22 protein-coding genes are annotated in these 22,599 nt (G+C 68.6%); 7 read left to right on the top strand and 15 right to left on the bottom strand.

The genetic code is table 11. The features are described from left to right. Positions 1-36: 36 nt before the first annotated feature. Entirely contained in the window at positions 37-1,632 is a 1,596-nt protein-coding gene (locus QNJ30_09125; GenBank protein MDJ0943614.1) for an AMP-binding protein, read from the bottom strand. 190 nt (positions 1,633-1,822) lie between these two features. Between QNJ30_09125 and QNJ30_09120 the strand changes: the two genes are divergently transcribed. Further along, positions 1,823-2,266: a YqaA family protein gene (locus tag QNJ30_09120; GenBank protein MDJ0943613.1), complete on the top strand. Its 444-nt coding sequence runs from the start codon at positions 1,823-1,825 to the stop codon at positions 2,264-2,266. A gap of 78 nt (positions 2,267-2,344) precedes the next feature. Here QNJ30_09120 and QNJ30_09115 read toward each other — a convergent pair whose 3' ends face one another. Continuing rightward, positions 2,345-2,512, bottom strand: coding sequence for a hypothetical protein (locus QNJ30_09115; GenBank protein ID MDJ0943612.1), 168 nt, complete (start codon positions 2,510-2,512; stop codon positions 2,345-2,347). Positions 2,513-2,516: 4 nt separating this feature from the next. After that, on the bottom strand, positions 2,517-2,903 hold the full coding sequence (locus QNJ30_09110) for an NIPSNAP family protein (protein ID MDJ0943611.1): 387 nt from the start codon (positions 2,901-2,903) through the stop codon (positions 2,517-2,519). A 474-nt stretch (positions 2,904-3,377) separates the two neighbouring features. On the opposite strand from QNJ30_09110, the gene QNJ30_09105 reads away from it, so the two are divergent. Next, entirely contained in the window at positions 3,378-4,391 is a 1,014-nt protein-coding gene (locus QNJ30_09105) for a TAXI family TRAP transporter solute-binding subunit (GenBank protein ID MDJ0943610.1), read from the top strand. 139 nt (positions 4,392-4,530) lie between these two features. Here the strand turns inward: QNJ30_09105 and QNJ30_09100 are convergent, their stop codons facing one another. Beyond that, positions 4,531-5,427, bottom strand: a complete 897-nt coding sequence (locus QNJ30_09100) for a dihydrodipicolinate synthase family protein (protein MDJ0943609.1) — start codon at positions 5,425-5,427, stop codon at positions 4,531-4,533. A gap of 146 nt (positions 5,428-5,573) precedes the next feature. Here QNJ30_09100 and QNJ30_09095 point away from each other — a divergent pair, with 146 nt between their 5' ends. Beyond that, the gene (locus QNJ30_09095) at positions 5,574-6,254 is read left to right on the top strand and encodes a GntR family transcriptional regulator (GenBank protein MDJ0943608.1); all 681 of its coding nucleotides are present in this window, start codon (positions 5,574-5,576) and stop codon (positions 6,252-6,254) included. 47 nt (positions 6,255-6,301) lie between these two features. Here QNJ30_09095 and QNJ30_09090 read toward each other — a convergent pair whose 3' ends face one another. Continuing rightward, on the bottom strand, positions 6,302-6,949 hold the full coding sequence (locus tag QNJ30_09090; GenBank protein MDJ0943607.1) for a glutathione S-transferase family protein: 648 nt from the start codon (positions 6,947-6,949) through the stop codon (positions 6,302-6,304). Between the two features lie 133 nt (positions 6,950-7,082). Here QNJ30_09090 and QNJ30_09085 point away from each other — a divergent pair, with 133 nt between their 5' ends. Together QNJ30_09085 and QNJ30_09080 are read left to right on the top strand one after the other, a co-directional pair. After that, positions 7,083-7,820 (top strand): sulfite exporter TauE/SafE family protein, encoded by a 738-nt coding sequence (locus tag QNJ30_09085; GenBank protein MDJ0943606.1) that lies wholly within the window; start codon positions 7,083-7,085, stop codon positions 7,818-7,820. A gap of 38 nt (positions 7,821-7,858) precedes the next feature. Then, positions 7,859-9,238 (top strand): leucyl aminopeptidase family protein, encoded by a 1,380-nt coding sequence (locus QNJ30_09080; GenBank protein ID MDJ0943605.1) that lies wholly within the window; start codon positions 7,859-7,861, stop codon positions 9,236-9,238. Between the two features lie 89 nt (positions 9,239-9,327). On the opposite strand, the gene QNJ30_09075 is transcribed toward QNJ30_09080, so the two are convergent. The 9 genes from QNJ30_09075 to QNJ30_09035 all read right to left on the bottom strand — a co-directional run bounded on the left by QNJ30_09075 (position 9,328) and on the right by QNJ30_09035 (position 19,533). Next, complete coding sequence (locus QNJ30_09075; protein MDJ0943604.1) at positions 9,328-9,771, bottom strand: universal stress protein; 444 nt, start codon at positions 9,769-9,771, stop codon at positions 9,328-9,330. Positions 9,772-9,882: 111 nt separating this feature from the next. After that, positions 9,883-10,812, bottom strand: a complete 930-nt coding sequence (locus tag QNJ30_09070; GenBank protein ID MDJ0943603.1) for a glyoxylate/hydroxypyruvate reductase A — start codon at positions 10,810-10,812, stop codon at positions 9,883-9,885. A gap of 115 nt (positions 10,813-10,927) precedes the next feature. Then, entirely contained in the window at positions 10,928-11,536 is a 609-nt protein-coding gene (locus tag QNJ30_09065) for a hypothetical protein (GenBank protein ID MDJ0943602.1), read from the bottom strand. Between the two features lie 14 nt (positions 11,537-11,550). Further along, positions 11,551-13,200, bottom strand: coding sequence for an ABC transporter ATP-binding protein (locus QNJ30_09060; protein ID MDJ0943601.1), 1,650 nt, complete (start codon positions 13,198-13,200; stop codon positions 11,551-11,553). Continuing rightward, positions 13,200-14,321 carry an ABC transporter permease gene (locus tag QNJ30_09055; protein MDJ0943600.1) on the bottom strand — a complete coding sequence of 374 codons (1,122 nt, stop codon included), beginning with the start codon at positions 14,319-14,321 and terminating at the stop codon, positions 13,200-13,202. The genes QNJ30_09060 and QNJ30_09055 overlap by 1 nt, the downstream gene beginning before the upstream one ends. Before the next feature lie 3 nt (positions 14,322-14,324). Beyond that, entirely contained in the window at positions 14,325-15,446 is a 1,122-nt protein-coding gene (gene yejB, locus QNJ30_09050) for a microcin C ABC transporter permease YejB (GenBank protein MDJ0943599.1), read from the bottom strand. Continuing rightward, positions 15,443-17,452, bottom strand: coding sequence for an extracellular solute-binding protein (locus QNJ30_09045; GenBank protein MDJ0943598.1), 2,010 nt, complete (start codon positions 17,450-17,452; stop codon positions 15,443-15,445). The genes yejB and QNJ30_09045 overlap by 4 nt, the downstream gene beginning before the upstream one ends. A 96-nt stretch (positions 17,453-17,548) precedes the next feature. Next, on the bottom strand, positions 17,549-18,355 hold the full coding sequence (locus QNJ30_09040; GenBank protein MDJ0943597.1) for an inositol monophosphatase family protein: 807 nt from the start codon (positions 18,353-18,355) through the stop codon (positions 17,549-17,551). Between the two features lie 11 nt (positions 18,356-18,366). Further along, positions 18,367-19,533: a cytochrome c family protein gene (locus tag QNJ30_09035; GenBank protein MDJ0943596.1), complete on the bottom strand. Its 1,167-nt coding sequence runs from the start codon at positions 19,531-19,533 to the stop codon at positions 18,367-18,369. 164 nt (positions 19,534-19,697) lie between these two features. On the opposite strand from QNJ30_09035, the gene QNJ30_09030 reads away from it, so the two are divergent. Together QNJ30_09030 and QNJ30_09025 are read left to right on the top strand one after the other, a co-directional pair. Beyond that, positions 19,698-20,435 carry a 3-deoxy-manno-octulosonate cytidylyltransferase gene (locus tag QNJ30_09030; GenBank protein MDJ0943595.1) on the top strand — a complete coding sequence of 246 codons (738 nt, stop codon included), beginning with the start codon at positions 19,698-19,700 and terminating at the stop codon, positions 20,433-20,435. A gap of 42 nt (positions 20,436-20,477) precedes the next feature. Further along, complete coding sequence (locus QNJ30_09025; protein MDJ0943594.1) at positions 20,478-21,350, top strand: prephenate dehydratase; 873 nt, start codon at positions 20,478-20,480, stop codon at positions 21,348-21,350. A gap of 76 nt (positions 21,351-21,426) precedes the next feature. Here the strand turns inward: QNJ30_09025 and QNJ30_09020 are convergent, their stop codons facing one another. Next, a complete protein-coding gene (locus QNJ30_09020; GenBank protein ID MDJ0943593.1) occupies positions 21,427-22,530 on the bottom strand; it encodes a succinylglutamate desuccinylase/aspartoacylase family protein in 1,104 nt (367 codons plus the stop codon). Between the last annotated feature and the right edge of the window lie 69 nt (positions 22,531-22,599).

Below are 22,599 nucleotides of genomic sequence, written 5' to 3'. Positions count from 1 at the left end.
CGGATCCCCCTGCCGGCGCCGCGGCGCCCGGCGGGGTCAGTCGGACTGTGCCGAATCGGGGCCGTCCGCGGCCGCCAGGCGGCGCAGCTCGGTCTTGAGCACCTTGCCGTAGTTGTTCTTGGGCAGGGCTTCGGCGAAGCGGTAGCCGCGCGGCCGCTTGAAGCGGGCGATGCTGGCCAGGCAGAGGGCGTCCAGCGCGGCCGGGTCGAGCTTGGCGCCGCGGCGGGGGACGACGAAGGCCAGGACCTCCTCGCCCCAGTCCGGATGCGGCCGACCGATCACGGCGCATTCCATGACGTCGGGATGGCTTTGCAGCACCTCCTCGATCTCGCGCGGATAGATGTTCGATCCGCCGGAGATGATCACGTCTTTTGAGCGGTCCTTGAGGGTCAGGAAGCCGTCGTCGTCGAGGACGCCCATGTCGCCGGTGTGCAGCCAGCCGCCGCGCAGGGCCTCGGCGCTGGCCTCGGGCCGGTTCCAGTAGCCGGGCATGACCGAATCGCCGCGCGCCAGGACCTCGCCCAGCTCGCCGGGGGGCAGGGCCTCGTCGTCGGGCCCGGCGATCCGGACTTCGACCGCGGTCTGCGCCCGCCCGACCGAGGCCAGGCGCGCCTCGTAGCGCGGGTGCGCGCAGTCCGCGTGCTGGGCCCGGGTCAGCGAGGTGATGGTCATGGGGCTCTCGCCCTGGCCATAGATCTGCACGAAGACGTTGCCCAGGGTCTCCAGGCCGCGCTTCAGGTCGTCGACGTACATCGGCCCGCCGCCGTAGACGATGGTCTTGAGGTTGCCGGTCTCGCCACCGCCGGCCGCGGGATGCTCGATCAGCCGCTTGGCCATGGTCGGCGCGGCGAACATCGTCGTGCCCGGGTGATGGCCGAGCAGCGCGAAGACCTCCTCGGGGTCGAAGCCGCCGCTTTCGGGGATCACCTGCAGGGCGCCGGCCGCGACGTGCGGCAGGATGTAGATGCCGGAGCCGTGGGAGATCGGCGCCGCGTGCAGGATGCAGTCGCCCGGGTCGATGCGGTCGACGTCGGCGAAGTAGCAGAGCGTCATGGTCAGCAGGTTGCGGTGCGACAGCATCGCGCCCTTGGGCCGGCCGGTGGTCCCGCTGGTGTAGAACAGCCAGGCCAGGTCGTCGGCCGCGACTTCGGTTGGGGCCAGCGGCGCGGTGTCGAAAAGGGCCGGGTAGGCCGGGCCCTCGACGTCGATGACCTCCCTCAGCGCCGGCAGCTCGGCAAGGCCGCCCAGGGTCTGCGCCAGCTCGGCGGTGGCGAAGGCCAGCCGGCAGCCGCTGTCGGCCAGGATGTAGTGGAACTCCTTGGGGTGCAGCTTGGCGTTGACCGGCACCGCCCCGATCCCGGCGAACCAGCAGCCGTAGAGCAGCTCGACGAACTGCGGGCAGTTGCGCATGATCAGCGCGATCCGCTCCCCGGGCGCGAGCCCGAAGCGCCCGCGCAGCGCCCCGGCCAAGGCCGCTGCCCGTTTCGCGAGCCCGCCGTAGTCGGCGACCACCCGCGTCCCCACGGCCAGCGCCGGCGCCTGCGGCGCCGCCCGGGCGGTGCGGAGAAGAAGCTGGGCGAGGTTCATCGGCGTGGGCCTGGTCTCGTTGCCTCTGCGTGTTGGCCCCGCCATCTTGCAATTCCGCGGGCGATATCGAAAGACCTGCGGCCCCGCTTGCGCTCCCGGCTTCGCCGTCGCTTTGCAGCCTGCTTGTCAGCGACTAGCTTGGCGCATGGCTCGGCTTCGGTCGCAACGGGAACATGCGACGGTCCGGCTCGCCCGCGTCGAAGGCCGCGCCGCCGGGGCGCCGGGCTGAAGGGCGATGGCGGACCTTGCCGTCTATGGCGGTCTCTTCCTCAGCGCCTTGCTCTCGGCGACCCTGCTCCCGGGGTCTTCGGAGGCCCTGCTGACCGGGCTCGTGGTGTCCGGGCGTGGCGCGCCCTGGCTGCTTCTGGCCGCGGCGGTGGCCGGCAACGTTCTCGGCTCCCTGGTCAACTGGGTTTGCGGCCGCTTCCTCGCGGCCTTCCGGGACCGCAGGTGGTTCCCGGTGTCGCCGCGCCGCTACGCCCAGGCGGCCGGCTGGTTCGCGCGCTACGGCGTCTGGTCGCTGCTCTTTGCCTGGGCCCCGGTCGTCGGCGATCCCCTGACGGTCATCGCCGGCGCCTTCCGGGTCCGGCTCCTGCCCTTCCTGCTGCTGGTCACGATCGGCAAGCTCGCGCGCTATCTCTTCGTGTTCTGGCTCGCCCTCTCCCTGACGGGGTCGTAGGGGAAGCTCGAAGCGGACGCGGCCGGGGGCAGGCTGCGCTCAATCCGTGAGGCAGTCCGGGTCGAAGGCGTAGGCGCCCTAAAGCCAGGCGCGCAGCTCCTCGGCGTAGGGGTTGCCGGCGAAGCCGCCGTCGGACTCGATCAGGTCACGGCGCCGGTCCTCGGCGATCGCGCCGAGGCCCCGATCCTGGAACAGCGCGACCTCCGAGGCGATCCGCGCGCCCAGCGCTAGGCCGGTGGGGCCCATCCGGTCAGGCCTGTGGTGGCACGATCGGAGCCGAGTAGTCGGTCGCCTGCAGGATCCGGTCCTCGATGGCGCCGACCAGGCTGCCGTGCTCGGCGGCGGTGACGCGCTTGATCTCCTGCCAGTCCTCGTCGGCCATGAAGGACGCCCAGGCCGCCTCCTTCGCCGCCTCGTCCGGCCAGGCCAGCAGGTAGACGAACTCGGTCCGCCGCTCGGTCCCCCGCTCGAAGGTGGTCTCCCACATGGCGAGGATCCGGAAGCCGTGGCGGGCCATGATCCGGGCGGCGTGATCGCGGAAACGCCCGTGGAAGGCGGCCTTGTTGTGCTCGAAGATCTCGTAGATGCGCAGCTGGTTGATCACGCGGCGGTCTCCCTCGTCCTCATCCGTCTCCACGGGACCCAAGTGTCCCGAGTCTGAAGTTCGCAGGAGCGAAATTCAGAATCGAAGGGACACCATCTTGGTGAATCCAGTGTGATCCGGCTTCCAAAGCCGGGCATATGAAATGTGTCGGGCTTCGAAACCATCACACTAGCGGGCCTGACCGGAGATGTCGTCCCGGTCGACGGGAAAGACGAGGCCGACCCGGCCGGTCGATCGCAAGAACCACTATTTGCGGGGATGCCGGAGATTATTTCGCGCGTACAGAAATCATGAGAAGGGACTCAGGGCGAATTTTTGCCTGGACCGGGCCTTCTCCTGGGTCTGGCCCTGGCAGGCACCAAGTCGAACTGCTATATATCAAACAATTGGCGATCCATGAAGGATGGCCGGCGGAGGGATCGGACTGAAGCCGTGCGGCAGGACCCGCAGGCAGCACAGAAAAAGCAAAATCAGCACCCGCGCCGGCGCTGGTTGCGGCTCGTCGGCATGCTTGGTGGCGCAGCCACGGCGCTGAGCCTGGGGGTTGGGGCGGTCCTGCTTCCCGGTTCGCCCGGCGCCTCGGCCGAGGACATCCGCTTCTTCCGGATCGGCACTGGCTCGACCTCCGGCACCTACTTTCCCATCGGCGGCATCATCGCGACTGCGATCAGCAGCCCGCCCGGCAGCCGGGCCTGCGAGGTGGGCGGCTCCTGCGGCGTGCCGGGCCTGATCGCGGTGGCCCAGTCGACCAGCGGCTCGGTCGACAATGTCGACGCCATCGGTCGCGGCCTCCTGGAATCCGGCTTCAGCCAGGCCGACATCGCCTACTGGGCCTACAACGGCAAGGGCGCCTACAGCAAGAAAGGCGCGGTCGGCAATCTTCGGGCCATCGCCAACCTCTACCCCGAGGCCGTGCATATCGTGGTGCGCCGCGACGCCCGGCTGACCTCGCCGCGCGACCTCAAGGGCCTGCGGGTCTCTCTCGACAAGGAAGGCTCGGGCACCAAGGTCGACGCCGACCTGATCCTGCGCGCCTACGGGCTGACCACCAAGGACATCGAGGCGCACTACGTGCCGGCCGGGCTGTCGATCGACAAGCTGCGGGCCGGCGAGCTCGACGCCTTCTTCTTCATCGCCGGGCCGCCGGCCAAGGCGGTCAGCGCGCTGGCCGAGGACACCTCGATCACCCTGCTGCCGATCAAGGGCGAGGAGGCCGAGGCCCTGACCAAGAAGTATCCCTTCTTCGGCCATTACAGGATCCAGGCCGGGGCCTACCTCAACGTGCCGGCGACCGAGACCCTCAGCGTCGGTGCGCAGTGGCTGGTCGGTGCGGAGGTCGAGGAGGAGACGGTCTACGAGATCACCCGGGCGCTGTGGCACGAGAACACCGCGAGCCTGCTGGGGCGGGGCCATCCGACCGGCAAGCTGATCACCCGGGAAACCGCCCTTCAGGGCATCGGCATACCCCTGCATCCGGGTGCCGAGCGCTTCTACGAAGAGCTGGCCACCGTCACCGAATAGCGGGCTTCGACCGAGGCTCCTAGAGCGGGATGACATGAAGCCGATCCAGCTTCATGTCTGAATCCCGCTCTCTTTCAACAGTTTAGAGCACGATTCAGACAAGAGGTCGATTCGACCTCATGTCATCGTGCTCTAGGTATCAGATCGAAGGCCGGCGCGCGATCGCAGCCTCGACGATTCCGGTGACACGCTCGCGCTCCGCGCCGATCAGCGGCAGCCGCGGCCGTCGGACCCACTCGGCGCCCTCGCCGGCGATCTGGTTGGCCAGCTTGATGTACTGCACCAGCTTCTTGTCGACGTCGAGATGCAGCAGCGGCATGAACCAGCGGTAGAGCGCCAGGGCCTCCTCGACCCGCCCCGCCACGGCCAGGCGATAGAGCGCCACCGCCTCCTTGGGGAAGGCGTTGACCAGCCCGGCGACCCAGCCGGCGGCACCGAACAGCAGGTTCTCCAGGACCAAGTCGTCGACCCCGCAGAACAGCACATAGCGGTCGCCGCAGACGTTGATCATGTCGGTGACCCGGCGGCTGTCGTGGGAGGATTCCTTGACCGCGACGATGGTCTCGCTCCCGGCCAGTTTGAGGAAGGCCTCCGGGCCGAGGTCGACCTTGTAGCTGACCGGGTTGTTGTAGATCATGATCGGCAGGTCGCTGGCCGCGGCCAGGGACTCGAAGTGGGCCAGGGCCTCGCGCTCGTCCTGCTCGTAGACCATGCAGGGCAGGGCCATCAGGCCGGCGCAGCCGGCGCGCTCCGCGCGCTTTGCGTGGGCGATGCCCAGCTCGGTGGTGTACTCCGCGACGCCGGAGAGGACCGGCACCCGGCCGGCCGCGGCCTCGACGGCGCCGCGCAGCACCGCCTCCTTCTCCTCCGGCATGAGCGAGGCGTTCTCGCCTAGAGTGCCGAGCATGACCAAGCCTTCGCAGCCGGCGTCCAGGCAGGACTCGATGTGCCGTGCCGTCGCTTCCAGGTCGAGGCTTTCGTCCTGCTTGAACTCGGTCATCAGGGCGGGGAAGACGCCCGACCAGGCGATCGCCATCGCGGAATTCCTTTATGCTCGGGATAGACGGGCTTGGCCCGAAGTTTTCTTAGTCTTCCATAGCGGAAATATGCTAGCAATATATTTGTACCGGGAGCCGTTGAAATTCCAACGAAATTTGGCGCCGGAACCGGGCGGAGAAGCAGATGAGACCTGCGGATGGACAAAAGCGGCTGGCCGACGAGGCCTTCCGGCGCCTTGAGGAGATGATCGTCTCGCTGCGCCTGAAGCCGGGCGAGGCCGTTACCGAGCCGGCCTTGGTCGAGATGATCGAGATCGGCCGCACCCCGACCCGCGAGGCGGTCCAGCGCCTGGCCGCGCAGGGCCTGATCCGGGTCCAGGCCGGTAAGGGCCTGGTCATCACCGAGGTCAATCCCTTCGACCATCTGGCGCTGATCGAGGCTCGCGCGGTGCTCGAGCGATTGCTGGCACGGCGGGCGGCGGCGGTGGCCCGGGACGCGCTGCGCCGCGAGCTGGTCGACTGCGCGGTCAGCATGACCCGGCGCGCCGAGGCCGGCGATCTCGAGGGCTTCATGCGCCAGGACAAGACCTTCGATGCGATCGTCGCCCAGGGCGCTCGCAACCGTTTTGCCACGGCCGCCGTGGCGCCCATGCAGACCCTGAGCCGGCGCTTCTGGTACGCCCATCACGCGGGCAGCGACCTGGAGCCCTCGGCCCGGCTCCACGTCGCCGTGATGGGTGCAATCGTCGAGGCCGATCCGGAGGCCGCCGGCCGGGCCAGCGATGTCCTGATGGACGATCTGCGCCAGGCCGCCAAGCGGGTGCTGGAGACCGAGGCCGCGGGCGACCTGGCCCTCAGCCGCTGAGCGCGGCCGCAGCCTTCGCCGATCCCCGGCGCTACTGATCCCCGGCGCTACTGATCGATCACCCAGGGCTCCGCTTCGGCGGCGGTCCGCCAGGCTTTCATCGCCGGCCAGGTCCAGACCGCGTCGCGATAGGCGGCGGTCGCACCCTCCAGCGACACGCCGTAGGTGACGAAGCGGCCGACCACCGGGGCGAAGAAGGCGTCGACGATGCCGAAGCGCCCGAAGAGGAAGTCGCCGCCCCGGCCGAAGTCCCGCCGGCAGACCTCCCAGATCTCGACGATCCGCAAGATGTCGGCGGCGACGCCCGGCGCGTCGTGGCCGCGCCCGGGGAAGCGGCCGCGCAGGTCCATCGGCAGGTGCTCGCGCAGGGCGGCGAAGCCGGCGTGCATCTCGGCGGCGATGGCGCGTGCCTGGGCGCGCTGCTTCGGGTCCTCGGGCCAGAGGCCGGCCTCGGGGAAGCACTCCGCTAGGTACTCGCCGATCGCAAGGCTGTCCCAGATGGTCAGATCGCCGTGCTTCAGGGTCGGCACCCGGCCGCTCGGCGAATGGGCGCGGATCGCGGCCTTGGTTTCGGGAAGGTCGAGCGGGATCACGACCTCGTCGTATTCGGCCCCGCTGGCCTCCAGGATCAGCCAGCCGCGCAGCGACCAGGAGGAATAGTTCTTGTTCCCGAGGATGATGGTAAAGTCGGCCAAGTCGAGCCCTCCCTTCGTGACGTGACCGGCATTTAGCGACGCTGCCGTCCCCGAGGCAAGCGCACGGTGGCGCCGGCGGCTTCGCGCAACCCCCGACCGAGTACCCTTCCATGCCCGCCTTCGCCCCTCGCCGATGACCCCGGACCTGGCCCTGATCGTCGCCTTGGGGGCAGGTCTGGCCGGCTTCGTGACCGGTCTCGCCGGCTTCGGCACCGGGCTGGTCGCCCTGGGCGTCTGGCTGCACGTCCTCGATCCCCTGCTGGCGGCGCCCCTGGTGGTGATCTGCTCCGTGGTCGGCCAGCTGCAATCGCTCTGGAGCTTGCGCCGCAGTCTGGTCTGGTCACGGCTTCGGCCCTTCCTGGCGGGCGGCCTGCCCGGCGTGCCGCTGGGCGTCCTGCTGCTCGGGCTCCTCGATCCGCAGGTCTTCCGCGCCCTGGTCGGCTTGTTCCTGCTGGCCTACGCTGGGATCATGCTGCTGCTGCGCAGGCTGCCGGTCCTGAGCTTCGGCGGCCGCCTGGCCGATGCCGCGGTGGGCTTCGGCGGCGGCGTTCTGGGCGGCTTCGCCGGCCTCTCGGGGCCGCTGCCGACCATCTGGTGCGGCCTGAAGGGCTGGAGCAAGGACGAGCAGCGCAGCGTCTTCCAGGGCTTCAACCTCACGATCCTGAGCCTCGCCCTGATCTCCCAGGCCCTGGGCGGGGTCGTGACCCGGGAGGTCCTGCTGCTCGGCCTGGTCTGCCTGCCGGCGACCTCTCTGGGCGCCTGGCTGGGCCATCGCGTCTATGGCCGGATCGACGACCGCCAGTTCCGGCGCCTGGTCCTTTGGCTGTTGCTGGCGTCGGGCGCGGCGCTTACCGTCGGCAATCTGCCGTGATCCGGCGGACGACCGAGGGGAAGGGGGAGCCGAGGACCTTGCTGCAGCATCTGACCGCCCGGCCCGGGAAGGAGGCCGTCACCATCACGCCACTCACCGTGGCGGCGCTCGAGCCCTGGCTGGCGGCGCAGCCGGCCGCCACCCGGCGCTGGGTGGAGCGGATCGGCTTCACGGCCCGGCCCGGCACGACCGCCCTGCTGCCCGATGCCGAGGGGGCGCTGGCCCGGGTCCTGCTGGGGGTCGAGGCGGGCGAGGACATCTGGTCCTATGGCGGCCTGCCCGGCGCCCTGCCCCCGGGCCGCTACCGGCTGGACGATGCCGTGGATGCGGCGGCTGCGGGCCGCGCCGCCTTGGGCTGGGCCCTCGGCGGCTACGCCTTCACCCGCTACAAGGCGCCCGAGCGCGACTTCGCGGTCCTGGTCTGGCCCAAGGGGGTGGACAAGGCAGCGGTGACCCGGGCGGCCGAGGCGACCTTCCTGGTCCGCGACCTGATCAACACCCCGGCCGAGGACATGGGCCCGCCGCAGCTGGCCGCGGCGGCCAAGGCCGTGGCCAGGCGGCACGGCGCCAAGGTCGCGGTCACCACCGGGGACGCCCTGCTTAAGAAGAACTACCCGATGATCCACGCCGTCGGCCGGGCCGCCGACAGGGCGCCGCGCCTGATCGACCTGCGCTGGGGAACCAAGGGCCCGCGGGTCACCCTGGTCGGCAAGGGAGTCTGCTTCGACAGCGGCGGCCTGGACCTCAAGTCCGCGGCCGGCATGAAGCTGATGAAGAAGGACATGGGCGGCGCCGCCCACGTCCTGGGCCTGGCCCAGATGATCATGGCCGCCGAACTGCCGCTGCGCCTGCGGATGCTGATCCCGGCGGTCGAGAACAGCGTGTCGGGCAACGCCTTCCGGCCGCTTGACGTGATCAGGACCCGCCAGGGCCTGACCGTCGAGATCGGCCATACCGACGCCGAGGGCCGGCTGATCCTCTGCGACGCCATGACCGAGGCCGATCGCGAGCAACCCGATCTGCTGGTCGACTTCGCGACCCTGACCGGGGCCGCCCGGGTCGCCCTGGGCACGGAACTGCCGGCCCTGTTCTGCAACGACGACGCCACCGCGGCCGCGGCGCTTGAGCACGGCCTGGCGGCCCAGGACCCGCTGTGGCGCCTGCCCCTGCACGCGCCGTACAAGCGCCTTTTGGACAGCAAGGTCGCCGACCTCAACAACGTCTCCGAGGGCGGCTACGGCGGCGCGATCACCGCCGCGCTCTTCCTCGAGTCCTTCGTCGCCAAGGCCAAGGCCTGGATCCACATCGACGTCATGGCCTGGAACCTGGCGGCAAAGCCCGGCCGCCCCGCCGGCGGCGAGGCCATGGGCCTGCGCGCCATCTACGGCCTGATCGAGGCGCTGGCCAGAGCGGGATGATTTGAAGCCGATTGGGCTTCAAATCTGAATCGTGCTCTCGGTCCCCGAAAGGCGGCAAGCGTTGATCCCGCTTGCGTCCGGGGCGCCGGTCACTTGACGGCGATCACCGTCATCGCGGCCAGGTTGGCGACCTTGTGCGACACGCTGCCCAGCAGGGCGCCCTCGATGTCGCCGACCCCGCGGCTGCCGAGCACGATGGCGTCGGCGTCGTTGCGCTTGGCGAAGTCGACGATGGTCCGGGCCGGCGGGCCGATCCTGACCTCGGTCTGGACCGAGGCGACGCCAGCGGCCCGGGCCGCCTGGGCGGCCGCCTCCAGGATCCGCTTGGTCATCTCGTCCAGGACGTACTGCGGTTCCCCGGTCAGGTGCTCGAGCTCCAGGTAGCGCTTGATCTCCGGCGTCACCGTGATCTTCCTGGTGACGGTCAGCAAGGTCAGCCGGGCGCCGAACTTGGCGGCCAGGGCGCTTGCGACCTCTGCGGCCTTGAGCGCGTGCTCGGAGCCGTCGACGGCACAGACGATGTTGTTGAACATGGGACTCCCTCCCCGCGGCGCTTGCGTACGCGTCTTCGTCGCGCAGATTAGCGTCGGAGCGGACGCCGGGATAGCGCGGGCGCGCCCTCCGAGGCCAAGCCGGCGACGCGCTCAGTAGCCGCGCGCGACCTCGACCACGTGCTCCAGCGGCTGGCCCGCCTCGAAGCGGCGGATTTGGCCGACCACGGCCGCGGCGGCGCTGTCGGGGATGGTCATGCTGGCGACGTGGGGCGTGAGCACGACCCGCGGATGGTCCCAGAAGGGGCTGTTGGCCGGCAGCGGCTCCTCCGGGAAGACGTCCAGGGTCGCGCCGCCGACCCGGCCGTCGTCCAGGGCCGCCAGCAGGTCGGCCTCGACGATCAGGTCGCCGCGGCCGGCGTTCACGATGGCGGCGCCGCGCGGCAGGGCTGACAGGGCCTCCGCGTTCAGCAGGCCGCGGGTCTCGGCGGTCGAGGGCAGGAGGCAGACCAGGATGTCGCTCTGTCCGAGGAAGGCGGCCAAGCCCTCGACGCCGGAAAAGCTCTCGACACCCGGCACCGACTTGGGGCTGCGGCTCCAGCCGGCGACCGGGAAGCCGAAGCTCAGCAGACTCCGGGCGGCGTCCTGGCCCAGGACTCCCAGGCCCAGGACCCCGACCCGCCGCTCCTGCGCGCCGATCTGGGAGATCTCCCGCCACGCGCGGGCGCGCTGCTGGGCCAGGTAGTCGAGCATGAAGCGGTGGTGATAGAGCACGCTCATGACCACGAACTCGGTCATCCCGGCGGTCAGGCCGGGCTCCACCATGCGCACCACGGGCACCGCCGGCGGCAGCTCGGGATCGCTGGCCAGGTGGTCGATGCCGGCGCCGATCGAGAAGATGACCTTGAGGTTCGGCAGCCCGGCCAGCAGGCCCGGCGGCGGCGCCCAGACCAGGGCATAGTCGATCCCGGCCGGATCGCCGAGCTGCGGCCAGGACCGCAGCTCGAGATCGGGCGCGTGGCGTGCCAGCGCCCGCTCCCAGCTGCCGCCGCGGTCGATATCGCCCTTGAAGAGAAGCGCCATGTCCAGAGTCCCCAGGCCCCTGCGGTCAAACGATGCACGACGGCCGAGAGCTACAGGGAAATGCCGGGGCTTTCAACCGGGCGGCGAGGCGCCGCGGGGATCTCGGGGCCCGAGGTCACTTGGGACACTCGGACTGGTCCTTCATCGCCGCCACGAAGGATTCGTAGCTGCTTTCGCCCGGCGGCAGGCGGATGCTGGCCTCGGTCGAGGCCCGGTGCTGCTGGTAGACCTCCAGGCTGCGGTCGAAGGCGGCGCAGGCCTCCGCGGTTTGCTTCTGGAAGTGGTGCCCGTAGCCGAGCTGGAGCTGGGCGTTGATGACCCATCCGTAGGCGGCTTCCTGCTCGTAGAGCGTCGCCGCCCGCTCCAGGTAGGCGATCGACTGGGCCAGCCGGTTTTCGTAGGTGATGCTGGGATCGAGAAAGCCTTCACGGCCGTAGAGCTCGGCCGCCCGCTTGACCGCGTCGGAGCGCAGGAAGAGCGCGTAGCTCCGATAGGCGTGGCCCAGGCCCAGGCGGTCGCCCGTCGCCTGGTAGATCTGGATCGCTTCGCGGATCAGGCGCTCGGCCGGGCGCGGGCGGTTGCGCTCCTCGTAGTACCAGCCGGCCAGCAGAAGTTTCTCGGCCGGGTTCTCGACCTTGGTCTCGATTCCCTCTTCCGGTGCGGTCGGGCAGGCCGCGAGCAGCGGCGCCAGGACGATGAGCAGGCAGGGGCGGGGCCAGCGCAAGGGCGGCTGCACCTTCACATGGCGACGACGCCGGTCTCGACCGCTTCCAGCTCGAAGGCGGCCTTCATGAGCGCCTGGGTGTAGGGGTGATCGGGCGACTCGAAGATCTTCTGCGCCGGTCCGTGCTCCATGACCTGGCCGTTGCGCAGCACGATGACCTCGTCGGCCAGGGCACGGACCACCTTAAGGTCGTGGCTGATGAACATGTAGGCCAGCTTGTGCCTTTCCTGCAGATCGCGCAAGAGGTCGACGATCTGGGCCTGGACCGACATGTCCAGGGCCGAAGTCGGCTCGTCGAGCACGACGAAGCGCGGCTTCAGGACCATGGCCCGGGCGATGGCGACGCGCTGGCGCTGGCCGCCGGAGAACTCGTGGGGATAGCGGTGCCGCGAGGCCGGGTCGAGGCCGACCTCCTGCAGTGCGGCGACGATCATCTCCTCGCGCTCGGCCGGGCTGCCGCCCAGCTCGTGGACCTTCAGGCCCTCCTCGACGATCTGGCCGATCGAGAGGCGCGGGCTCAAGGAGCCGAAGGGGTCCTGGAACACGATCTGCATCTCGCGCCGCAGCGGCCGGAGCGCGGTGCTGCCCAGGCCCTGGATGGTCTCGCCCTTGAAGGCGATCCCGCCCTTCGACGAAAGCAGGCGCAGCAGCGCCAGGCCGAGCGTGGTCTTGCCGGAGCCGCTCTCGCCGACCACGCCGACGGTGTGGCCTTCGCGCACCGTCAGGGTCACCCCGTCGACGGCGCGCACGTGGTCGACGGTACGCTTGAGCACGCCCTTCTTGATCGGGAAGTGGACCTTGACGTCCTCGCCGCGCATCACGACCGGCGCGCTGGCCGGGGCTGCGATCGGCGCGCCCTTGGGCTCGGCGGCCAGCAGCTTCTGGGTGTAGGGATGCTGGGGCCGCTCGAAGATGTCCCAGGCCGTGCCGGCCTCGACGATCTCGCCCTCGGTCATGACGCAGACCCGGTCGGCCATCTTGCGGACGATCGCCAGGTCGTGGGTGATCAGCAGCATGGCCATGCCGAACTTCTGCTGCAGCTCCTTCAGCAGCTTCAGGATCTGCGCCTGGATGGTGACGTCCAGCGCCGTGGTCGGCTCGTCGGCGATCAGCAGGTCGGGCTCGTTGGCCAGCGCCATGGCGATCATGACCCGCTGGCGCTGGCCGCCCGAGAGCTCGTGCGGATAGGCGCCCAGGCGCTTCTCCGGGTCCTGCAGGCCGACCAGGCGCAGCAGCTCCAGCACCCGGCCGCGGCACTGCTGCGGGTTCAGGCCCTTGTGCAGGATCAGGGTCTCGGCGATCTGCTTCTCGACCTTGTGCAGGGGGTTGAGCGAGGTCATCGGCTCCTGGAAGATCATCGAGATCTGGTCGCCGCGGACCTGGCGCAGCTTGCGCGCCGGCGCGCCCATCAGCTGCTGGCCCTTGAAGACGACGGAGGAGCCGAGGGTGTGGGTCGCGGCCGGGTAGGGCAGGAGCTGCAGGATCGACAGCGCCGAGACCGACTTGCCCGAGCCGCTCTCGCCGACCAGGGCCAGGGTCTTGCCCTTCTCGATGTCGAAGGAGACGCCCCGGACCGCCGCGGTCTTGCCGTGGTGCGAGCGGAAGTTGACCCCCAGGCTGCTGACCCTGAGGAGCGGACCGCCGCCCATGCCTTCGTCCGGCATCACTCGGCCCCCTGCGGCGCGCGCTCCGGCGTGGTGCTCGGCCGCACGTCGGGCGTGCTCTCCGCCGCCGGCGGTGCGGCGAAGAGCTTGCGCGGATCGAAGGCGTCGCGCACCGCCTCGCCGATGAAGATCAGCAGGGTCAGCATGCTGCCGATGACGAAGAAGCCCGTCAGCCCGAGCCAGGGCGCCTGCAGGTTCGCCTTGCCCTGCGCCAAGAGGTCGCCCAGCGAGGCCGAACCGGGCGGCAGGCCGACTCCGATGAAATCGAGGGAGGTCAGGATGGTCACGGACCCGGCCAAGGTGAAAGGCATGAAGGTGAGGGTCGCGACCATGGCGTTGGGCAGAACGTGGTGAAAGATGATCCGCGTATTGGTGGCGCCGAGCGCCCGGCTGGCGCGGACGTAGTCGAAGTTGCGGGTCTTGAGGAACTCGGCCCGCACCACGCCGACGAAGCCGATCCAGGAGAACAACAACAGCACGATCAGCAGCCACCAGAAGTTCGGTTCGATGACCGAGGCAATGATGATGATGATGTAGAGCTGCGGGACCGACGACCAGATCTCGATAAAGCGCTGGGCCAGAAGATCGATCCAGCCGCCGTAGTACCCTTGAATGGCGCCCGCGCTGACTCCGATGATCGCGGAGACGATGGTCAAGGCGAAACCGAAGAGCACCGAGATCCGGAAGCCATAGATCAGGCGCGCGACGACGTCCCGGGCCTGATCGTCGGTACCGAGCCAGTGCTTGGAATCGGGCGGGGTCGGGGCGGGATCGGAGAGATCCCAGGCCACGGTGCGATGGTTGAAGCGGATCAGCGGCCAGAGCATCCAACCCTTGTCATCGATCATCCGTTGCACCTCGGGGTCCGTGTAGTCGGCTTCCGAACGCAAGGTGCCGCCGAATTCGGTTTCCGGATAGAAACGCAGGATCGGCGAATAGATCCCGCCGTCGAACACCACCAGGAAAGGCTTGTCGTTGGCGATGACCTCGGCGAAGAGCGACAGACCGAAGACCACGAGGAAGATCCAGAAGGACCAATAGCCCCGGCGATTGGCCTTGAAATTGGCCAGGCGGCGCTGGTTGATCGGCGTCAGTGTCTTGCCGAAGAGGCGATCGGCCACGGCTCAGGTCTCCCGCGTCTCGAAATCGATGCGGGGATCGATCAGGGTGTAGGTCAGATCGGTGATGATGCCCAGCAGCAGGCCGAAGAGGGTGAAGGCATACAAGGTGCCCAGGACGATGGGGTAGTCGCGATTGAAGATGGCTTCGAAGCCGAGCAGGCCCAGGCCGTCGAGCGAGAAGATGACTTCGATCAGAAACGAGCCGGTGAAGAGCATGCCGATCAGCAGGGCCGGGAAACCGGAAATCACGATCAGCATGGCGTTGCGGAAGACGTGGCCGAAGAGCACGCGGCGCTCGGCGAGGCCCTTGGCCCGCGCGGTCGCGACGTATTGCATGCCGATCTGATCGAGGAAGGAGTTCTTGGTCAGCATCGTGAGTCCGGCAAAGCCGCTCAAGGATATGGCCAGGACGGGCAAAGCCAGGTGCCAGAGATAGTCGAGCACCTTCTCGATGACGGACAGATCCTCCCAGCCCTCCGACGTAAGGCCGGAAAGCGGGAACCAATCCAGGTAGACACCGCCGGCCAAGACCACCAGAAGCAGGACGGCGAAGAGGAATCCCGGGATCGCATAGGCGATGATGACCGCGCCCGATGTCCAGACGTCGAAGTCCGTGCCGTCGCGTACCGCCTTGGCGACTCCCAGGGGGATGGAGATCAGATAGATGATTATGGTGGACCAAACGCCGAGAGAAATGGAGACGGGCATCTTTTCGACGATGAGGTCGACCACGGGCTGGTCGCGAAAGAAGGAGTCGCCGAAGTCGAAGACGGCGTAGTTGGCGAGCATGATCCAGAAGCGCTGGTACCAGGGCTTGTCCAGACCGAACTGCTTCTCCAGTTCGGCAATGTATTCCGGATCCAGCCCCTGGGCCCCACGATATGCCCCGCGCGGCCCTTCGGATTGTCCCGCGCCGGCCTGCGGGCCCGAGGTCTGGGTCGAGAGCTCGCCTTGGCCGCCGCGTGTGACGCGCTCCGTGATCTCGCTGCCTTCGCCGGTGATCTCGGCGATGATCTGCTCCACCGGCCCGCCCGGCAGGAACTGCAGGACGACGAAGTTGATCAGCATGATCACGAACAAGGTCGGGATCAGCAGGAAGAGCCGGCGGATGATGTAGGCCGTCATGACTCGATCACCGCAATCCCCTCGTCCCGTCGGCGGCTGCCAACCCGGAAGGCGAACCAGGCGGCGACGATCAGGACGATGAAGAAGGAAAGGCCGAAGAGCTTGCGCCCGTCAAATCCCTGGCTCGCTTGGCCCGCGATCCCATTGCCCTGTCGGGTGCCCGGCATCTGCGCCCCGAGGGCGGCGGCCTTGTCTTCATCGAACCACCAGAAGTCGGTCGATGTGCCGTCCGACGGCGGCGTCTCCGGGTAGGAGAACTTGTCCCAATAAAGGATTCGATCGACCTGCAGATGCCATGCCGGGATGATGTAGAAACCCCAAAGCAGGACACGGTCCAGAGCTCGGGTCCTGAAGATCAGCTCTTCGCGGCTTGGCGCCTGGATTAGAAGCTCGATCAGGTCGTCGATGACTGGATCCTTGATCCCCGGAAAGTTGCGCGAACCCGCAGCATCGGCGGATGCGGTCGACCAGTAGTTGCGTTGCTCGTTACCGGGAGAACTGCTCTGGCCCCAACCGGACGACAGCATGTCGTAGTCCTTGGCTCTGAGCCGGTTGATGTATTGCGAGGAATCGACCAGGCGCACCTTCATCTCTATGCCGAGCCGCTTCATGTTGCGTGCCATGGGCAGGGCGATGCGCTGAAACGCGGGGCTGACCAGGAGCATCTCGAACACGAAGGGCTTGCCACTTTCCGCATTGCGCAAGACACCCTTTGAGTCGACCTTCCAGCCCGCCTCTTCCAACAGTGTTGCGGCCTTCAGCAGGTTCTCCCGTGGCCAGCCGCGCCCGTCGGTCTTGGGGACCAGGAACGCCTCCGTGAAGACCTTGTCAGGGACCTTGCCGCGGTAGGGCTCTAGGATCTCGAGCTCGCGGCCCTGCGGCAGCCCGGTCGAGGCCAGCTCGGAATTCCCGAAATAGCTGTAGTTGCGCGTGTACTGGCCGAAGAAGAGCGTCGGATTGGTCCACTCGAAATCGAAGGCATAGCCCAGCGCCTCCCGGACCTTGCGGTCCTTGAAGACCGGGCGGCGCGTATTGAAGACGAAGGCCTGCATGCCGGTCGGACGGCCGTGCTTGAACGCCACCATCTTTAGGAGGCCGCGAGCGACGGCCGGAACCTCGTAGTCCTTGGCCCAGGACTTGGCCGTGTTCTCGTCTCGATAGTCCAGCTGGCCGGCCTTCAGCGCCTGCCGGATCACCGTCTCGTCGCGATAGAAGTTGGTCCGGCGGCGGTCGAAGTTGTGCCGGCCGCGATTGACCGGCAGGTCCTTGCCCCAATAGTCATCGACCCGTTCGTAGACGACGTAGCGGCCAGGTTCCCAGTCGGTGACCTTGTAGGGACCGCTCGTGACCGGCGGCTCGAGCGTCGTCTTTTCGAAGTCGCGCGCTTCCCAGTGGTGCTTGGCCAGGATCGGCAGCTGGCCGGCGATCAGCGGCAGTTCCCGGTTCTGCTCCTCGGCGAAATGGAACTTGACGGATCGTGGCCCGACCTTCTCGGCCCGCTCGATCGAGCCGTAATAGAACCTGTAGATCGGCCGGCCCTTCGCCTTGAGGATATCGAGGGAGAAGATCACGTCCTCGGGCGTGATCGGCTGTCCGTCGTGCCAGCGGGCCTCGGGACGCAGGTGAAAGGTCACCCAGGAGCGATCTTCGGGCCACTCCACGGACTCGCAGATCAGGCAGTATTCGGTGAAGGCTTCGTCGGCACTCTTGGTCAGGAGCGTGTCGCCGCCCGGCGAGATCGGCGTGCCCCTGGCAATCCAGGGATTGAAGGAATCGAAGGTGCCGCGCGTGCCGACCCGCAGCGTCCCGCCCTTGGGTGCATCCGGGTTGACGTAGTCGAAGTGGGTGAAGTCCGGGCCGTACTTGGGCTCGCCGTGCATGGCGATGGCGTGGGCGCGGTGGATCTTCTGGCCGGCCTCCGCGCCGCCGGCGCTTTCGGTCTCCGCGTCCGCGGGCTGTGCGGCCAGGGCGAGCAGCAGGGCCAGGGCGGCGCCGGTCGGGCGCAACAGCGCTCTTCGAGGTGGCTTGGTCTTGCGCACGCCTAGGCAGTTAGAGTGTTTTTTCCGGTGAAGCAAGGCTCCGGCCATAGGGTTGACGAAAAGTTAATCGCCGGCGAGCAGCGCCAGGGCGGCCGCGTGGAGGCGCGGATCGCCGGCGGCGAGCACCCGGCCGTCGGAGCCGAGGGTCAGCGGCCGGCCCCGCCAATCGGTGATCTTGCCGCCGGCGCCCTCGATGACCGGCACCTGGGCCAGGTAGTCGTAGACCCCGAGGTCGGCCTCCAGCACCAGGTCGATGCGGCCGCTCGCCAGCAGGCCGTAGGACAGGCACTCGCCGCCGAAGACCGGGAACTTCACCGCCTGGCGCAGGCGCCGGTAGGCCGCGGCGTCCTGGCCATGGAACATTTCCGGCGAGGTCGCGCCGAGAATCGCCGCGCCCGGCCCGGCGCAGGGCCGGGTCCGGGCCTCGCCGACGCTGTCGCCCTGGCGCAGCAAGGTCGGTCGCCCCAGGGCGCCGGTCCAGCGCTGATCGAGCATCGGGAGATCGATCACACCGAGGATCGGCCGGCCCTGCCGGGTGAGACTGATCAAGGTGCCGAACCAGGGCTGGCCGGTGATGAAGCGCTTGGTGCCGTCGATCGGGTCCAGGACCCAGACGAACTCGGCGTCGCCCCGCTCCTGGCCGTATTCTTCGCCGAGGATGCCGTGCTCGGGATGGGCCGCGGCGATCCCCGCCCGCATCAGCGCCTCGGCCTCCCGGTCGGCGGCGGTCACAGGCGAGGCGTCGGCCTTGTCCTCGACCGGCGGCGGGGCGGCGAACCAGCGCCGGGTGACGGCCCGGGCTTGCTCCGCCAGGCGCTCGGCCAGCGCGAGATAGCCCTCCAGCCGGTCTACGCTGCCGTCCGCCGGCACGGCCGCGGCGCCTATTCCGGCAGGGCGGGCGGGCTGTCGTGCTGCTGGCGCAGGTAGGCCAGCATGGCCGCGATGTCCTCTTCCTTGCGCAGGCCGGCGAAGGCCATCTTGGTCCCCGGCGCCCACTCCTTGGGCTTGGCCAGGAAGGCCGCCATGTTGTCGTAGTTCCAGGTCTCGCCCGCCTTGCCCTCGAAGGCCGAGGAATAGCTGTAGCCCTCGACGCCGGCGATCCCCCGGCCGAGAACGCCGTAGAGCGCCGGCCCGACCCGGTTCTTGCCGCCGCTGTCGAAGGTGTGGCAGGCCTTGCACTTGCGCGCGACCTTCTGGCCGGCGGCGGGATCCGCGGCGGCGATCATCGCGCCGAGGCCGGCTGCGGCGTCCGACGCGGGCGCGGCCGCTTCCTGGGTCTCGGTGGCCTCGGCGGCCACCTGCTGGGTCTCGGCGGCCGCGGCTGCCGCCACTGCGGCGGTCGCTTCGCCGGCGGCCTCGCCCTCAGCCGCTTCGGCGATCTCCGCCGCGGCCTCGGCAGGGTCCGGCTCCGTCTCCGCGGCGATCTCGCCGCTCGTTTCGGCCGCCATCTCGCCGGTGCCCTCGCTGGCCGACTCGGCGGCCGGCTCCTCCGCCGGCGCGGGCTCCGGCAGCGGCTGCGGGTCGTTGCTCAGGCTCCGCAGGTAGGCGATCAGCTCGGCCCGGTCTTCGACCTTCTTCAGGCCGGCATAGGCCATCTTGGTCCCCGGCGCCCAGGTCTTGGGGGCGGCCAGGAAGGCGTCCAGGCTCTCGTAGCTCCAGATCTCGCCCGACATGCCGGACAGCGCATCGGAATAGCCGTAGCCCTCCACCGCGGCGATCTGACGGCCGACGATGTCCCAGAGGTTGGGCCCGACCCGGTTGGCGCCGCCCTCGTCGAAGCTGTGGCAGGCCGTGCACTTCTTGGAGACCTTCTCGCCGGCCACCGGATCGACCGAGGCGAGCAGCACCATGACCGACTCCTCGACCGCCTCGGCTGGTTCCGCATCGGCCACGGCTTCGTCCTCGCCGGGCGTCGCGATGACATAGGCTCGCTCTTCCGGCGCTTCCGCCACCGGCACGACGAAGCCGGCGAAGAAGCCGGCCGTCATGGCGATGACACCGGCGGCCAGGATGGCTGCGACGATCTTGTTCAGTTCGAGGGAGTCCATACCCGTCCCCTGGAATGCACTGGTTCTTTGATTTTCGGCGGCGTGACCATACCGGCGGACCGGGGCCCGTTCAATACTGCGTGGCCTGGGCGAAAGCGCTTTTCCGGCGCGCCCGGCAACCCTATTCTGCGGCGAAGTCGAGACAGCACGGCCCCGCCTTTCACATGACTCCTCTCGTCGTCATTCCGGCGCGCCTGGCATCCACGCGCCTGCCCGACAAGCCGCTGGCCGACATTCACGGCCGGCCGATGATCGTGCAGGTCTGGCTTCGCGCCATGGAGGCCGACGTCGGCCCGGTGCTGGTGGCCTGCGCCGAGCAGGCGATCGCCGACGCCGTCGAGGCGGCGGGCGGCCGGGCGGTGCTGACCCGCCCCGATCATCCCAGCGGCTCCGACCGGATCTGGGAGGCGGTCCAGCTCGTCGACCCCGAGGGCCGTCACGACGTGGTCGTCAACCTGCAGGGCGATCTGCCGAACCTCGACCCTGCGGTTCTGCGCGCGGTGCTGGTGCCCCTGGAGGACTCTGCGGTCGACATCGGGACCGCGGCGGTCCTGATCGAAGACCCGGCCGAACGCGACGATCCCCATGTGGTCAAAGCCCTGGGCGACTTCGGGGGCGGACGGATCGCGCAGGCGCAGGATTTCCTGCGCAAGCTGCCCGAGGGGCACGGCGGCCCCGCCTATCACCACGTCGGCATCTACGCCTACCGCCGCGAGGCCCTGGCCCGCTTCGTCGCCCTGCCGCCCTCGGCCCGCGAGCTGGAGCGCAAGCTGGAGCAGATGCGGGCCATGGACGACGGCCTCAGGATCGACCTGGCCTTGATTGACAGCGATCCGCTCGGTGTCGATACTCCCGTTGATCTGGCCCGGATCCGCGAGCTCATGGCACCTTCGGCCGGATAGCCCCCAATAGCCGCCCAGAAGGCTTTCTCCGCAGGACCCGTCATGGCCGAACCCCCTCAGCCCGAGCCCTTCATCGCCTTCCAGGGCGTCGCCGGCGCCTATTCGGACATGGCCTGCCGGGCGGTCTTTCCGGATCTCACGACCCTGCCTTGTCCGGACTTCGAGGACACCTTCGCCGCGGTCTCCGACGGCCGGGCGCGCCTGGCGATGATCCCGATCGAGAACTCCAGCGCCGGCCGGGTCGCCGACATCCACCACCTGCTGCCCGAGTCCGGCCTGCACATTATCGGCGAGCACTTCCAGCGGGTCGATCATCACCTCCTGGCGCCCAAGGGCGCCCAGCTGGAGGGAATTCGGACGGTGCAGAGCCACGTCCAGGCCCTTTCGCAATGCCGGGACTTCATCCGCCGCCATGGCTACAAGCCCGTGGTTCGTGCCGACACCGCGGGCGCGGCCGAAGAGGTCGCGGCGGCGGGCGACCCCAGCCGGGCCGCCATCGCCTCCGCCCTGGCCGGCGAGATCTACGGCCTCGACAGCCTGGCCGAAGACGTTCAGGACACCGAGCACAACACCACGCGCTTCCTGCTGATGGCCAAGGATCCGGTGCATCCCGAGTCCGACCAGGGCCCGGTGATCACCTCCTTCGTGTTCCGGGTGCGCTCGGTGCCGGCGGCGCTCTACAAGGCCCTGGGCGGCTTCGCGACCAACGGCATCAACATCACCAAGCTGGAAAGCTACATCGTCGACGCCAACTTCACGGTGGCGCAGTTCTACGCCGACATCGAAGGCCATCCCGAGGACCGCCTGGTCCGCCTGGCCCTCGAGGAGCTGAGCTTCTTCTCCCGCGAGGTCAAGATCCTCGGCGTCTACGCCGCCCACCCCTTCCGCAGCAGCGGCGAGTACCGGGGCGGTTGAGCCGCGGCTCCGGTGCACACGGGTCCGCCTCGTCCCGGCCGTCCTTGCGGTCGGCGGAGGCCATCGGGGCGCCGGCTCAGCAGCCGTAGCGGCAGCTCTCCTCGCCGTTCAAGCGCAGGACCCGCACCACGGTCAGACCCGGTTCGCGGACCGGATCGGTCGCCAGCGAGAGCACGCGGCCGTCGAAGGGCGCTTCGTATTCCGCCCTGAGCTCGCCGAAGGCGTTGCGCTGAAGGGCCACGCTCTGACCCTTGCTGACCTCCTCCTTGAGCTCGACCAGCACCTCGGTGAAGCCGCCGACGTCTGCGCGCACGGTGCTGTACTCGTTGCCGACGAAGGTCTCGATTCCCAGGTCTTCGATCTCGCCCTGCAGCATGCCGAGGTCGACCATCACGTTGCGGATGCCCTTCTGGGCGTGTTCGATGTAGTCCCACTGGTACTTCTTCGGGCTGCCGATCTCGTAGGTGACGGCGGGAACCCCGGATTCGACAAAGGTGGTCTCGAAGGTGCCCTCCTGCCCCTTGTCGATCTTGATCATGTCCGGCTGCAGCAGTTCGGCCATGCGCCGGATCTTGGGATTGCGAAAGTCGGCGAAGACGAAGAGCGGATACTCCGTGCCGCGCGACTGGGTATGCATGTCGATCGCGTAGTCGACGTTGCCGTCGTAGATCTGCGACCAGAGCTTGTCGTTGTAACGCTCGGCCGGGTTGCTGGAGCCCTCTTTGCCGGGCGCCAGCCGGTTGAGGTCCTCTGTCGCGCCACCGTCGGTGCTGGCGCGATAGTACCGGCTGTCGTGGAGCATACCGGAGGGGTTGACGCCGGGTATCGCGACGACCGCGCCGGTCAAGGACTCCGGATCCAGCTTCGCGAAGATCCGCTCGATCACGGCGATGCCGTTGAGCTCGTCGCCGTGTACCGAGGCATTCAGCAGCAGGCGGATGCCGTCGTTCGGTCCCTTGGCGACCATGATCGGGACGTAGTAGCCGTGCCCGATGTTGGTGTCGCCGGGGGAAAAGAAAAACTTGTGAAGCTTGCCGCCCTCCAGGCTGGCCACGTCGAGCTTGGAGATCACCGGCTTGCCGTCGATGACGTCGCCGGTCAGCTCGGTCTTCGCTTGGGCCGATCCCTCCGCAATCGCGAGGGTCAAGAGCGATGCGACGAACGCGAAGCATGTGCGCATGATTTTGGTTCTCCCTGTCAAGGATCTGTCATTCAGGATCTCACTCGTGACAATCAGTGATTGTCTTAT

Source organism: Kiloniellales bacterium (genome assembly GCA_030066685.1).
Classification (GTDB): domain Bacteria; phylum Pseudomonadota; class Alphaproteobacteria; order Kiloniellales; family JAKSBE01; genus JAKSBE01.
This window is presented reverse-complemented; position numbering and strand designations above follow the sequence as displayed.

Bases quoted from the DNA above. Each gene is read 5' to 3' on its own strand.
- QNJ30_09125 (MDJ0943614.1), bottom strand. From the start codon at position 1,632: ATGGCGGGGCCAACACGCAGAGGCAACGAGACCAGGCCCACGCCGATG.
- QNJ30_09120 (MDJ0943613.1), top strand. From the start codon at position 1,823: ATGGCGGACCTTGCCGTCTATGGCGGTCTCTTCCTCAGCGCCTTGCTC.
- QNJ30_09115 (MDJ0943612.1), bottom strand. From the start codon at position 2,512: ATGGGCCCCACCGGCCTAGCGCTGGGCGCGCGGATCGCCTCGGAGGTC.
- QNJ30_09105 (MDJ0943610.1), top strand. From the start codon at position 3,378: ATGCTTGGTGGCGCAGCCACGGCGCTGAGCCTGGGGGTTGGGGCGGTC.
- QNJ30_09100 (MDJ0943609.1), bottom strand. From the start codon at position 5,427: ATGGCGATCGCCTGGTCGGGCGTCTTCCCCGCCCTGATGACCGAGTTC.
- QNJ30_09095 (MDJ0943608.1), top strand. From the start codon at position 5,574: ATGAGACCTGCGGATGGACAAAAGCGGCTGGCCGACGAGGCCTTCCGG.
- QNJ30_09085 (MDJ0943606.1), top strand. From the start codon at position 7,083: ATGACCCCGGACCTGGCCCTGATCGTCGCCTTGGGGGCAGGTCTGGCC.
- QNJ30_09075 (MDJ0943604.1), bottom strand. From the start codon at position 9,771: ATGTTCAACAACATCGTCTGTGCCGTCGACGGCTCCGAGCACGCGCTC.
- QNJ30_09070 (MDJ0943603.1), bottom strand. From the start codon at position 10,812: ATGGCGCTTCTCTTCAAGGGCGATATCGACCGCGGCGGCAGCTGGGAG.
- QNJ30_09060 (MDJ0943601.1), bottom strand. From the start codon at position 13,200: ATGCCGGACGAAGGCATGGGCGGCGGTCCGCTCCTCAGGGTCAGCAGC.
- yejB (MDJ0943599.1), bottom strand. From the start codon at position 15,446: ATGACGGCCTACATCATCCGCCGGCTCTTCCTGCTGATCCCGACCTTG.
- QNJ30_09035 (MDJ0943596.1), bottom strand. From the start codon at position 19,533: ATGGACTCCCTCGAACTGAACAAGATCGTCGCAGCCATCCTGGCCGCC.
- QNJ30_09030 (MDJ0943595.1), top strand. From the start codon at position 19,698: ATGACTCCTCTCGTCGTCATTCCGGCGCGCCTGGCATCCACGCGCCTG.
- QNJ30_09025 (MDJ0943594.1), top strand. From the start codon at position 20,478: ATGGCCGAACCCCCTCAGCCCGAGCCCTTCATCGCCTTCCAGGGCGTC.
- QNJ30_09020 (MDJ0943593.1), bottom strand. From the start codon at position 22,530: ATGCGCACATGCTTCGCGTTCGTCGCATCGCTCTTGACCCTCGCGATT.